The organism is Bacteriovorax sp. BAL6_X (assembly GCF_000443995.1).
Lineage (GTDB): Bacteria > Bdellovibrionota > Bacteriovoracia > Bacteriovoracales > Bacteriovoracaceae > Halobacteriovorax_A.
On the sequence record NZ_AUMC01000003.1, the window covers coordinates 56,685 to 70,259 of the forward strand.

Sequence of the window (13,575 nt, forward strand, 5' to 3'; positions counted from 1 at the left end):
AAAATGGTACATTAAGGCCTACACAACACACATTATAGAGATAAATTGACGGAGTGAATCACAGTGCAACTGAAAAGACTAATTATCCAGGGCTTTAAATCCTTTAAAGATCGTACAATTATTAACTTTGACGATGGTATTACGGGGATTGTTGGGCCAAACGGATGCGGTAAATCGAATATTGTTGATGCCTTATTTTGGATTATGGGTGAGCAGTCAGCTAAACACCTAAGAGGTAACTCGATGAAGGACCTTATCTTTGCAGGTTCTTCTAAATACAATCCTGCTGCATGGGCCGAAGCAACACTCGTTCTTGAAAATACAAATGGAAAGCATATTCATATAGGTGGAAAAGTTGCTAACCCTTCTGAGATTCAATTAACAAGAAAATTATATAGAAATGGTGATACAGAATATCGTATCAATGGTGAGCCAGCTCGTCTGAAAGATATCCAAGAAGTATTTATGGATACGGGAGCTGGTGCAAAATCATATTCAATTATCGCACAAGGTGAGATCAACAGACTTGTTCAAGCGAAGCCAGTTGAGCGTCGTACAATGATTGAAGAGGTTGCAGGTATTACGAAATTTAAAGTTCGTAAGAAAGAATCGATGAGAAAGATTGAGGCCACAGAACAAAACCTTAATCGTCTAAACGATCTGACAATTGAAATTGAAAAGAATTTAAAGTCTTTACAAAAACAAGCAGAGAAAGCTGAGAGAGCTCGAACGCTTAAAGATAGAATTAAGCGCACCGAAATCTCTGTTGTTGCACATAAAGTATTTGAAGATCTTCGTGAACTTCGCGATGGAAGTACAGAGCTACTTGAAAAGAAATCTAATCTTGAAGAGTGGAGCATGAAGAAAGACTCTCTCGAAATCTCTCTTGAAGAAGAGCGCTTTGAAAGAGAAGAGAAAACTGCAAGAATCGATGAGTCTCAAAAAGAAAGAAATGAAGTATCAAATAAGTTAGCTGCTGCTGAAGAAAGACTAAATGCACTTTGTAAGTCTTTAACTGATAAAGAAGAGCAACTAGAGCAAAGACAGAAAGAAATTGATGAGCTTGCTCAAGAGATCGAAGAGAGACTTCTTAAAAAAGAAGAAATTGAAACTGAGATCAACGATGTAATCACTTCTTCAAAAGAAGATTATGACTATGAAGAGGCAAGTGAGAGACTAGAGACGCTTAAGTCTGAGTTAGAAGATAGACAGGCCCAAATTAGTGAGCTTGAAGAAGAATTATCAATTAAGAAAGAAGAGCTTGTAAAAATGGATCAACAAGCTTTTCAAAATAACTCTAAACTTGAAGAATATGCTGCAACTCTTCAAGACCTTGCAACGGAAATTGAAGCAATTGAGAAACAATACTCAGGTGTTTCAAGTGAACTTGCAAAGGAAAGAGATGATGTTATGGCCGCTAAGAATTTAGTGGAAGAATTATCAGAATCTGAATTAACTCTTAAGGAGACTGTAAGCGAGCTCACACAAAAAGATCGTGATCTTGAATCTGAACTTAAGAACCTAACAAAAGAACAAATCACTAAGCAATCAAGACTTTCTTCTCTAAAAGAAATACGCTCATCTCTTGAAGGTGCTAAAGAAGGTGTTTCTAAATTTCTAAGTGAAGTAGACTCTGATAAGTACACAGTTCTAGGTAATATTATCAAGTGTGATGACAAGTATACTAAAGCTGTAACAGCTCTTTTAGGAGAGTTTCTAGAATCTCTTGTTACTTCAGAAAGTGATTTATCACTTCTTAAAAATTGGGTAACTGAAAATGATGAAAATGCTCTTGAAATCTTACTAGCTGATAAGTCTGCAGATATTATCTCTGCTGAAGCTCGTGAGAGAATTCAAGTTAAGCTTGGTTCAGAGCTAATTACTCTAAGTGATATCATTGAGCTTCCAGAAGAATATAAAGCTAAGCTTACTCCATACTTATCGAGTCTATTTATTGTTGAGACTCTTGATGTTGATAAGGTTGTTTCACTAGAGAGCTCAATCTCATTTGGTGGAATTTCAGATATTAGTGGAAATATTCAAGTGCGCAATCGTCAAAATGCAACAGTCCTTCATGTAAAAGGATCTGGCGAGCAGGGGCAGAGTGCAATTGAGAGAAATAATACAATTGAGACACTTGAAAATGAATTAGTAAGCATTAATGAAAAAGTCACAAATCTTGAAGAAGAGGTTGCTGCTTCAAATGAATTACTAAGAAATAAAATTTCTGAACTTGAAGATTCTCGTCTTTCTCTAAGCGAATCTCGTGCTGATTATGCAGCTAAGAACTCTGCTCTTGAGTCAAAGCTTGCTTCAATGGAGTCGGGGAATACGAGACTTGAGATTTTAAAGAATCGTAAAGATGAAACTTCAAAGTTAAGATTGGCCATTTTAGAGAAAGAGGAGTCTTTCAATAAAGATAAGTCTGAAGTTGAAGAGTTTATTGCTGATATTAGTGAAAGAGTTCAAGACCTACGCGATAGCTATAATGAAATGAATGAAGTTTATGAAGCTGATCGTGAAGTATATGTATCAAAACAAGTTGAAGCAAAAACTTTTGAACAACGAGTGACTTCGCTGCGCTCTCAATCTGAAGATATTGAAAAGCAAATTGAAAAGCAAAACCTTCGTAAAGAATCAAACACTGAGCTTATCACAAAGTTAGAAGGTGAGCTTGAGAATATGCAAGTTGAAATCGAAGAGCTTGAAATTTCAAATAATGAAAAAGCTGATATCCTAGCAAGTAAAGATGAAGTTCTAAGTATTATGAAGGATGAGTTCTCTGAGCTTCTACTTGCGATGCAAGAAAGAGAAGATCAGGTTAAGGAGCTATCTAAGAATATTAATAAGGCAGATAAAGAAATTGCTGAAAAAGAAGTGCGTCTTGAAAGATGCCTAAACGAAGAAGAAGAAAACGTTCGTAATATCTTTGAGAAGTATCGTGTTGATCTTCGAGAATCAATTGGACGCTACCTTGAATACACTGAAGTAGACTTTGAAAAGCTTAATGATGTTTCAACAATGTACTTTATGGAAACTGAAAGTGGTCCAAAAGAAGTTGAAAAAGAATCATATGAATTTGTTCGTAAGTATGGGCAAGACCTTAAGGATCAAGGCTTTAAACTTAAGAATTATAAATCTGAATTCGGCCGTCTCGGTGAAATTAACTGGCAAGCGATTGAAGACTACGATAGACAAAAACTTCGTTATGATTTCTTAAAGGTTCAAGAAGTAGAACTGAGAAAGTCTTTAGAAGATCTTCAAAATGCAATCAATCACATCGATGAAAAATCTAAAGAAAGATTTAAAGTTGCTTTTGAAGAAGTTGATACGAGATTTAGAAAAGTTTTTCCAATTATTTTTGGTGGAGGGGAAGCTCGTCTTGAAATCGTTGGTGATATTGATGATGCTGAATGTGGTGTTGATATTATCGCTAAGCCGCCAGGGAAGAAAATGCAGAATATTAATCTAATGTCTGGTGGTGAAAAGGCCATGACTGCGGTTTCTCTAATCTTCTCGATTTTCCTCGTTAAACCATCACCATTCTGTTTACTAGATGAGGTTGATGCTCCTCTTGATGATGCCAATGTTGGACGTTTTAATGAACTACTTCGTGAAATGAGTGCTGAATCACAATTCATTCTTATTACTCACAATAAGAAAACAATGGAGCTAAATGATACACTTTATGGTGTAACAATGCAGGAGCCTGGTGTTTCGAAGGCAGTTTCGGTACAATTACAGTAATGAAAAAACTAATACCACTTTTAATTATTTCTAATATGGCCTTGGGATTTGTCCCAAGGTCTTTTTCGACTCAATATAAGCAAATTGTAAAAAACCAGCTGACAGGAACTCCAAAAGAGTCGACAGGGAAGTTTGATTACGAGTATCCTGGTAAGCTTAGGCTTGAACAAAAAGGATCAGACGCACTTGTTTATGTGACAAATGAGAAAACAACTTGGATCAAAAGAGATGGGTTTATGCCAGGAGATCCAGCAGAAGTAATTATTCATAAGGGTAGTGATAAAGGGCTTTCTAACTTCTTTGATCTTTTAAAGAGTGGACTTAAGTCAAATAAGAATTATAAAGTTAAAGATGGTGCAAACTATAGTGTTCTTATCTTTACGGAGTCTTCAGTAAAGTCGACTGGAGTTGTTGAAACAAAATTAACTTTTAAGGGAAAGAAAGAGTTCTCTAATATAACTTCAATTGATATTAATTACGCTGATGGAAAAGTTGTTAAGCTTGTACTTAGCAACGTTAAAAACGAAAGCTTTAAGGCAAAGCACTTCATCCTTAACGTTCCTAAGAATGCTAATGTGTCATATCAATAAAACCGCCACGGAAGAAATTTTCTTTCAACGTTAATGGCCCATTACTTAGAAGGCGAGAGTAAATGAGGTAGTTTCTAGCGACTAACTTTACATATTTTCTCGTTTCTTTATATGGAATCTCTTCGATAAACTCTAAGTCTGGAAGGATTATACGACTTCGCCAACGACGTATTGGCGTTCCCCCTGCATTATAGCTTGCGACAAAATCAATGAAATTATTATCTCTTCTTTTCATTAATTCATTTAATAGAAGACTTGAGAATGTAATGTTGATATTTGGATTATATAAGTCCTCATATCCTTCATATGGAATTTTGTAGCGACGAGAGAGTCTTTTTCCCTGTTCTGGAATTAATTGAAGAAGCCCAAATGCATCAGCAGGGGAGCGTGCATATTGGTTAAATGCTGACTCTTGGCGTGCAATACTCATTAATAGTGGAGTGGTTACAGTTTTAGAGCGATTATTTTCTAAGAATTCTTTTTTAAACGCCAAAGGAAAGGCAAATTGTGGATCTTCATTTAAGATCCTCTCTTGTGTCTTTGAGTCTTCTCTAAAGAATTTAAAAATCATAATATTATAGTATTTTGCAGCATAAAGATCACTAAAGCTTACTTTGTCATTACTATCAATAATTTTTTTCGCTAGATCAGTATTTCCAAGGTATACGGCCCAAGCTAGTTCATCAATTGAGATATCAAATTTCTCACGATAATCGATATGCTTGAGTTTTGTATGATTCATATGAGCAATTTGTCCATAGTATCCAAATTGATCTTCTTTTTGAATTCTCAGAAGTAGCTTTTGTGCTTCATCAAAGCGATTCAGTTTTTTAAGACCAACAAATTTCCAATAGAGAAAACGGTAATTCGGTTCATCTCTATTCTTTTCTTCAAAGCGATCAAACCACTGAATCATTTCTTCGTAATTGCCGGCCTTATAATTTGTCCAAGCAAGATTCCATATAATACTTTCTAGATGTTCATGCTTATCTTCAACTGCTGCATAGGCCTTTTTATAAAACTTAATAGAACGATCATATTTTCTTAGATCTTCAAAAATTCCACCTATCGTATAGTAAGTTGTGACCACATACTCTGTAGGAACTTCTTTAAATAGTAGAAGATTTCTTAAAACACGTACTGCTCTTTGGAGGTTGTCCTCCGTCCAGTAAATACGAGCAAGGCGAATTGTGTACTCGGCGTGCTTTTCTTTAAGCTCTTGACTTTCACGATTCTTTTGTAAGTAGAGTACAAGGCTTCTGATATTATCTCTAAAGCTATCGTTCTTTCTTTCTCTCTTATATGAGTGAGCAAGTCTAAACCATGCCTCAACCCTATCTTCTTTAAGAGTGTCTTTATCTTGAATAATTTTTTTGTAAAAGGAACGGGCCTTAACAAATTGACGATCTCGCTCAAAACTTTTTGCAACATCTAAATAGTTCTCACGTTGTGGCTCTTTCATATAACGAGGCGAAATATCAATAAGCTTTTCATAGATGCGCTCTTGTAAAGGACTACCATTTTCAAACTTTTTCATGGCATCAAGTAAAAGCCTTTCAACTTCACCTTTTGTGTTAAGGTAGTCGACCTTATTTAAAACTGCACTGGCATAAACATCAGTGTAATAAGTTTTAGAAATGATCGCATCAATTAGCTCTTCTCTGGCCCAGTAGGGATAGGCATCAGTATTTTTATACTCTTGGCTTAACTCCTGAATGCTCTTAGTACAATTTTTATGATAATTGGCGTGGAGCCAAGGGCGCAACGGAAATTCTGTATTCAAGAACTTTCGATATTCATCACAACTGACAGAGTTATTTTTACTAATTTTAGAAAGTAAGTTAGTTAAAGCACCATCTTGTGGCTTGGTTTTAGGAGGTCTTGATAAGTTTGTACAAGACAGGGCCAAAATAAATGTAGTTAGTAAGGTAAATCTCATTAATTACTAGGATAGGCCTTTAAGTAACTTCCTTCAAGTGTCTGAAAATAGGAATTTCTGTTCCTAAAAAAATTACATAAGGCATTGAAAAAACGTCGGTTTAACACTATAAGTACCTACTTTAGCTATACATGGAGAATTATATGTCTGAGATTTCATCTCAAGTTAACCAAAAATTTAATGACCGTACGGTTTATTTTACTTCACTAGGATGTTCAAAGAACCTCGTAGATGCACAGGTTATGCTCGGGCATATGGGACTTAATGGTTTTAATGTTGTGACTGAGCCTCAAGATTCTGAGGTTATAGTTGTTAATACTTGCTCATTTATTGAAGCTGCTAAGCAAGAATCTATTGAGATGATTCTTGATCTTGCAGACTATAAAGACGAAGAAGTAGGTAATTGTAAGGCCCTTGTTGTTTCTGGATGTATGGCCCAGAGATATTCTGATGAGCTAGAAAAAAGTTTACCTGAAGTTGATATGTTTATCGGAACAGGTGAGTACAATAAAATCGTTCCTCTATTAACTGCACTTGAAAATAATAAGCTAGAGAAGAAATCATTTGTTGAAGTTCCAAGATTTATTCACACGGAATTTGATCCAAGACTTAACACTTCTCCATTCTATACAGCATGGTTAAAGATCTCTGAGGGTTGTAATAGAAATTGTACTTTTTGTATTATTCCAACTCTTCGTGGACGCCTTAGATCACGTACTGTTGAATCTCTTGTTGAGGAAGCGAAGAAGCTTTCAGAAACGGGTGTTAGAGAGCTAAACCTTATTTCACAGGATCTATCTGATTATGGAGTAGACCTGAGTGATGAAAATAACTTATTTGAACTCCTGTCTGGTCTTGAGACTGTTGATGGGGTTGATTGGGTACGTCTGTTTTACTTCTACCCAGATGAACTTACTGATGAAGTTATTGAAAAAATGGCGACTTCTTCAAAAGTTTGTAAGTATCTTGATATGCCTGTTCAGCACTTTTCTGACTACGTTCTAAAGCGTATGAATAGAAAGATTACTGGTGAAAAAATTATGGAGCGTATTACTAAGCTTCGCGAAAGAATCCCTGGTATTGTTCTTAGAACTTCAATTATCGTTGGATTCCCTGGTGAGTCTGAAGAGGATTTTGAAAAGCTTCTTGAAGGTATCAAACAAGCTCGCTTCAACCATCTCGGTATCTTTAGATACTCAGATGAAGAGGGAACACCTGCTTACCGTCTAAAAGATAAAAACTCACAAGAAGTTATCGACGAGCGCTTTGATCGTCTTTATGAAGTTCAAAAAGAAATTGCTAGAGAGCTTAATCAAGAGTTCTTGGGGCAGACTGTGGAAGTTCTCGTTGAGGGAACACACGAAGATACTGACCTTCTAATCGTTGGTCGCCACTTTGGCCAAGCTCCTGATATCGACGGTAAGGTAATTATCAATGACTTAAATGAGAGAGATTTAAAAATCGGTGATCTCGTTAAAATTGAGATCACCGACGTATTAGACTTTGATTTAGTTGGTCGTGTTATCTAGAGCTTCTTAAGGCTCTTCTTCCCAATCATTGTATGGGAAAGGTATAAGCTGGCGTCCAGTAATCGCCGTTCCCGCTGCAAAAGTAGCATGAAGCGGACGTGTTAGCTGGATTGCATTTGAATATACTCTTTTTACAATATAAGTCTGGCCACCAATGATAACATTCAGGCCAGAATAGAAGCCACTAGAAGATACAGTGTAGAAGTATAACGACCCTACTGATCCATTTCCTGTCGTAATGGCCGTATATGAGTTTCCTAAAGTCGGTGCAGCACTATCAGTACAAGCTGAGTAGTTTGTAGAGTTAGTGTAGTCGTCCCAGTCGTTAAATTCGTTTAGAGGTTCGTCAAATACATCAGTATTTGTTCCTTCATCCATACTTGCTATAGTAACCTTATCAAGGTTATTCATCTCATAATTATTATCCCAGTCTCTAATGTGTAAGTTAATTCTTGCTTGTGTTACAGAGAATTCATCTAGACAAGAGAATGTATAGTATGGCTGTGCCCCCATAAATGGATCGATGATTTGGTTAGGGTCGTTTGAAAGACTTGCACTATCTGCATGTAGCTTTAGTCCTTCCGAATAGTATTCAGTATTGTTTACTGAGTTATAACATGAGTTTTCATATGCGAAAGATGCGATTGAGCGATTTGAGTGAGCGCCTCTTTGCTGAGGAGTTTTTAAAACACTTTCATAATTTAGACCACTGAATGCTTCTATAACCATGGTACTGAAACCATTAGAAAGCTCTTCCGTACTAAATACATCTTCAATAGCACCTTTTCTACAAAGGTAAGGGTTTCCATCACATGTGTGATCTAGAACCTCGACTGTATTTCTATAGTATGCAGGATCTCCTGTGTCTGTATTTTCTTCAGTGTAAGTGTAAACTAGTTCAGCATATTCGAAAGATCCATTATCGCAATTTATATCATGGTATTTACCAGAGCATAGATCATCAAGTTCTCCGCTAAAAAGTACACCATTAATATAAATTCCATCATTATAGTAAGTGCTTGCAGGAGTTACATCTCCAAGTCCATCTGTTGCAGTGTTATTCGCTGGAGCAACAATAGACGCATCAGTTGTGGCACCTTTTACAACTTGTACGATATAGCGAGCTGCTGCAGAATATGCAATATCAGAAGTGGAGCTGCGAGTCATCATCGGTCTTTTCTTATAAAAGAAGAATGGCTTATAGCGAACACTATGGCAGATACCTGGACCTACATTTGCTTGTATTTTAAGTTCTCTAAAGTAAAGGTTGTTTTCACCAATGTCTGCATAACAATCAATATCAATAATATCTTCAATATCAGAAGAAGCACTTCTTGGGTTACTGACGATATCTCTTTTCTTAACTCTACACTTGTTAAAGAAATTGTCTTCGCCATCTTTATGTGTAAAAAACTTAGGCGTGTTTTCTACTTCTATATTTACTTCAAAATAATCTTCAATTAATAAATCAAATGAAGCAGAGAAGCTTCCTAAAATATTTTGTGCTGTAACAGTGTAAGTCTTTGAAGATGCAGCAACTTCTGGTGAACCAACAATGTCTCCTGTCTCTTCATCTAAGCTTAATCCTGGAGGGAGGTCTGGAGTTACACTATAAACGATATCCTCTCCCTTAGGTAGAGTTGACTTAATTACTGAGTCGACTCCTCTATGTAGTTCAAACGTTGTGAGAGTTTGAAAGTCACTTATTGTTGCACCATTTGCGCTATATGGTCTAACCGACGAAAAGGCTTCACCAGGAAGGCTCATTGTTATAGGCTTACCATTTGTACTCTGTAGTAAGGCAGTATTATCACTGCTATTAATTTGTGAAGCAATGAGGTTTGCTCTTCCTGTACTTGTTAGGATATCCATACCACTAACAAGCGAAGAAACATCAGTAAATGTTGCTCGCATGACCGGAGTCCAGATTTCATTTAAGACATATGCTGTTGCATTCCCACAGTCTTCTAGAGCATTGTTTGATGCTAGAAAATCTTCACTTGAATTTATATCATTGATATTCTTTGTTTGGTTAACAAATATGACATTTGAGAGTCCTGCATCTGTAGGGTTTCCTGTCACTACGGCACGTGCAAACTTGTCAGATGGTGCGGCAGGAAATCTCATACAAAGAGCAGGTCTCGTTTCTAAGTAAGTCGGAGTAAATGCTGCTGTTGAGTTTAAGCTCATTATATGTGTAAGCGATACTGGTGTCGTTTGAATTACAGCTTCTTCATCTAAAAAATCTTTATAATTATCAACAGAAATATCCTTTACGAATTCACCACTTATTACTTGAACAATTAGATATTTTTCATTCCCATCAATATCTAAAATTCTTTTAATAATACCTTTTGCTCCGTCACTCAGTGGAGGAAGAGTTGCTGATGAAATTTCTTGTCCTTCGGTAAAGTTCGAAGTCGATTGAACTAGGTTCTTAACTTTGAAAGCAACAAGTTGAGAATATGATAAGTCTTCTGGCGGATTAATAATACCAATGTCAATTTTAAATGTTCTAGTTGAGATATCATTATTTACTGTAACAGTGTACTCAACAGGTGATTGGTAGCTATGATCAGTAGCTCCAGAGGTATCTATAATGTAGCCAAATAATGGACTATCAACATCTTTTACAAGTCTTAAAGTTGAAGGTAGGTCCGGAGTGATCGAAATATTTGTACTATTTTCATATCCAATGTGGCTAGATAAGGCCTCAGAAGTATCATTAATTAACTTTAAATTAATATTTGAATCAGGTTGGAAGAAGTATTTTACTTTTTCAATTGTACCTTCTCTATTTGAAAATGGAAAAGCATTATCAATTTGATCACCTGGATACAGTGAACCCGAAGTAAGAGTACCGTAGATATTATTGTCTGAATCTTTGTAAGTGATTGTTCCTGTTGCACCGTTTTCAGTTGTAAAGGTTTCGCTAGTTAAATCATTTGTTAAGAATCCACTATTGTCGTCGACCTCAAATCCTACGAATACAGGACCAGTAAAAGGGAAGGCTACTGTATTAGTATTGGTGCCGTCATAATTGTAGTAACAAGTTCCTGCACTTAGGTATACATCTCCAATTGCTGGAGAAGCTGGAGGAGTCGTTCCAATACCTGTTCCTGTACAATTAAAAGATTGTTGTGTTTCAAAAGTCAGTCTTTCTGGAATTGGAGCTTGAATTGTAACTCTAGGTTGTGATGTTGTTGTTATGGTCTGGGCCGTTTCCGCAGAAGGGCTATAGAAATTAAAATTAATTGGCGCAAGGGTAAAGCTTCTAACAGGAGTAACTGAACTACTTGCAATTTCAATTAAACCAGTTTGGTTATTTGTTGAAAAATTGGCCGCATACGTCGTAGTAATATCTGAACCGAAGTTAAAGCCTGGGTTTGTAATTGGATCTAAAAAATTATTTTTTGATGCACTAGTAAGAAAGAAGAAACCTAGTTCTTCTTCTACTATATTGTAATCTCCAAACTGACCATCTGGAGTAATATATGTAATAATATTTTTACCATCAGTTGCGTTAGCTAAGCTAGAGTCACCAGTGATAAAAATATGTGTACTGTTACTATAAGAAACAGACGTTGGGTCGGTAATTTTATCACCATCGATTTCATTTCCATTTTCATCGATAAAACCACTCGGTGGATCGACAACTTCTCCAACTGAGCTTGATGCATCATCACTGCTTGCGCCATCTTCTTTAAATTTTGTTAAGCTATCTGGCACACAAGAAGTTGCGATGAGCAGAAGAATTAATATTAAATGTAGAGACGGTTTACCTTTTAACGTTTTCATAACTTCATTATCGAATGATTCTTAAACAATCTTTACCTAAATTCATTGGGCCAGTGTTTATAGGCTGTTAGAGGTATTAATTGCCTATAAGCTAGACACATAATTGACAGTTTTTGTTGGCTAAAAATTGCTAACTTCCTAAAATTTCAAGACCCCATTATAATAGTGTTCATATTGATAAATATTTGATTATTCGGGAGAGAGTTGTGAAGAGATTCGTCTTAATTTGTTTGGTTTCAACTTCTGCATTTGCACAAATATCATTTTTACAAGAGCTAAGACCATTTGTTGAAAAAAATATTTCGACATCGTTGGCCGATAAGATTTGGGGAGAAAAAGATGAAGTGGAGCTTCCTGAAATTCCTATCGTTAAGAAAGATGCAAAAGACTTAAGTGTTTATTCAAAGAAAGAATATAAGTCACCCTTTACTAAAGAGCAGATGTCTCAGTACAATCTATCATTCATCAATGAGCTAATTAAGGCCACTCGTGAACTCGATGCCAATCGTGATGAGTTATCAAAATGGTATGCAACTCTTGAGCAGGGAGGGACACGTGAAGGTGTTTATCGTTCGTTAGTTCTTTCTCAATACTACCAGCGCTTGGAAAATTATAATCAACAAACTTCGATGAGCGCTAAAAAAGTTACGGTAACAATTTTTAAAAAGTACCTTAATAAAGATCTGGATATAAAGAAACTTGATGCTTTAAATATCTATTCTGTGAAAAGAATATTAGTGGAGAATGCAGTCGACGTTCAAGATGCTCTTTTGGCAAGATCTCAAGATGAGTTTGCTCGTTGGTATGCAGTTTATTCAGCTGAGTTAGCGAATACATATCCAATTTGGAATAGTAAATTACGTTCTTCAAAAGAGAGTGGGGTACACTATCGTTGGGCCATGAAGATGACACCTGATATTGTAAAATCAGAATTTATTTTGAAGACTCACTTATTATTTAATCGACTTCAAAAGAAACAGTAATTAATCATAGAAAGCGTCTTCTTCCATACCCGTTAAGGACATAAGAAGGCGCTCGACTCCTAGTGCGATTCCCGCACTCTTTGGCAATCCTATTTCCAACTTACTTAGGAATCGATTAGGCCAAGGAAGACTGTACCCATAAAGCTCACCTTTTAGTTTTGCATCTTTTTTAAAACGAAAACTTTGTTCGCTTGAGTCTGTAAGCTCATTGAAGCAATTACAAATTTCAATTCCACGGCAATAGACTTCAAACCGTTCACAAACTCTTGGATCATTTTCTTTAATTGTTGAAAGCGCACGTAGAGGTGAAGGAAATTCGTAGAGAAGAAGAAAGGAGTACTTCTCCATTTCTGGTTCAATATAATTATACATCAAAAGAAAGAAGAGGTCGTCCCATGCATAATCATCTCTATTTCCAGAAAGAGTGATTCTTGAAAATTTTTGATCAATTAAACTGTAGAGATTATCACGATCTATGAGTTCAAGAATATCGATGTTGAGAACTTCTAAAAAAATCTCCTGAACTGTTACTTTCTTTATCTTATCATCAAGATCAATAACTCTAACTCCTTTTGATTTTAAGTGGGCATGACAGAATTGATAGAGGTTTATTGTGTCTTCCATGATTTTTTTATAATTTTCATTAGCGCGGTACCACTCAAGCATGACGAATTGCTTCCTGTGAGTTGAGCTGTTTGGCTCATCGCGAAAACAATAACTCATGGTAAATACCTTTTCGAGACCTTCTTGAAGTAATTCCTTCATGTGAAATTCAGGGGATGTATGAAGGTAGAGCTCGTGGGTCTTATTTTGATGCACAGAGTGAATCGCAAAAGGGTGGATGTGTACTTCCATTCCTGGGTTTTCCACAATTGGCGGTGTCAGCACATCCATGAAGCCATCTTTATTGAAAAAATTTCGAATTGCTTGTTGTAGATGAAATAGTTCGATCTTATTTGTCATTTTCACGCCAATTTTCGCCTTAAATA

Annotated in this window: 7 protein-coding genes; 4 read left to right on the top strand and 3 right to left on the bottom strand. The window is 36.1% G+C overall.

The window, feature by feature from the left end; translation table 11 throughout:
* Positions 1 to 63: 63 nt before the first annotated feature.
* Positions 64 to 3,747: a chromosome segregation protein SMC gene (smc, locus tag M902_RS00435; protein ID WP_021266280.1), complete on the top strand. Its 3,684-nt coding sequence runs from the start codon at positions 64 to 66 to the stop codon at positions 3,745 to 3,747.
* Positions 3,747 to 4,337 (top strand): outer membrane lipoprotein carrier protein LolA, encoded by a 591-nt coding sequence (locus M902_RS00440; protein WP_021265775.1) that lies wholly within the window; start codon positions 3,747 to 3,749, stop codon positions 4,335 to 4,337. Before smc ends, M902_RS00440 begins: the two co-directional genes overlap by 1 nt.
* Here M902_RS00440 and M902_RS00445 read toward each other — a convergent pair.
* Positions 4,318 to 6,276, bottom strand: coding sequence for a transglycosylase SLT domain-containing protein (locus tag M902_RS00445; RefSeq protein WP_021266161.1), 1,959 nt, complete (start codon positions 6,274 to 6,276; stop codon positions 4,318 to 4,320). The two genes, M902_RS00440 and M902_RS00445, sit on opposite strands and share 20 nt — an antisense overlap.
* A gap of 143 nt (positions 6,277 to 6,419) precedes the next feature.
* Between M902_RS00445 and rimO the strand changes: the two genes are divergently transcribed.
* On the top strand, positions 6,420 to 7,805 hold the full coding sequence (gene rimO, locus M902_RS00450) for a 30S ribosomal protein S12 methylthiotransferase RimO (RefSeq protein ID WP_021265971.1): 1,386 nt from the start codon (positions 6,420 to 6,422) through the stop codon (positions 7,803 to 7,805).
* A 6-nt stretch (positions 7,806 to 7,811) separates the two neighbouring features.
* Here the strand turns inward: rimO and M902_RS00455 are convergent, their stop codons facing one another.
* Positions 7,812 to 11,603 (bottom strand): hypothetical protein, encoded by a 3,792-nt coding sequence (locus tag M902_RS00455; protein WP_040313660.1) that lies wholly within the window; start codon positions 11,601 to 11,603, stop codon positions 7,812 to 7,814.
* Between the two features lie 206 nt (positions 11,604 to 11,809).
* Here M902_RS00455 and M902_RS00460 point away from each other — a divergent pair, with 206 nt between their 5' ends.
* Positions 11,810 to 12,586, top strand: coding sequence for a hypothetical protein (locus M902_RS00460; RefSeq protein WP_021266508.1), 777 nt, complete (start codon positions 11,810 to 11,812; stop codon positions 12,584 to 12,586).
* Here M902_RS00460 and epmA read toward each other — a convergent pair whose 3' ends face one another.
* A complete protein-coding gene (gene epmA / locus M902_RS00465; RefSeq protein ID WP_040313663.1) occupies positions 12,587 to 13,549 on the bottom strand; it encodes an EF-P lysine aminoacylase EpmA in 963 nt (320 codons plus the stop codon). It lies immediately after the preceding gene.
* Between the last annotated feature and the right edge of the window lie 26 nt (positions 13,550 to 13,575).